1 pseudogene is annotated in these 383 nt (G+C 68.1%); it reads right to left on the minus strand.

Features of this window, described 5'->3' with window-relative positions:
- Positions 1-165 precede the first annotated feature (165 nt).
- Positions 166-383: pseudogene (locus AB4Y80_RS16960) on the minus strand (glycoside hydrolase family 76 protein); the annotation flags it as partial.

A 383-nucleotide genomic window follows, 5' to 3' on the forward strand; every position in this document is an offset into this window, starting at 1 on the left:
TCAGCCGGCAACCAATCCCGGATATCCGGGGGCAAAAGGAACGGCGTCTCACGATCAACACGGCGATAATCTCGGGCCATGCTCCATTCTTAAACACCACCCACAACAAAACCGGCACCGCCACACCCAAAAAGCAACAGGCTCAAATCGCCCCATTTTCGACATCTATTGCGGGTCAGCTTCCGACGGGAGGGTGGCGGCGGCCTCGAGGACGGTCCAGCGCTGCACGGCGGCGGACAGGAGTCGGGGCTCCGGCCCTTCGAGTTCGGCCGCGGTCTCGCGCACCAGCCGGGCCGCCGTGGCGCGCGCCGGGCCGGGCAGCCGGGCGTCCCGCGCGGCCCCGGCCAGGTACCGGCACAGGATGCCGGTGAACAGCCCGCCGT

Origin of the sequence: Specibacter sp. RAF43 (assembly GCF_052114065.1) — a bacterium.
GTDB lineage: Bacteria > Actinomycetota > Actinomycetes > Actinomycetales > Micrococcaceae > Specibacter.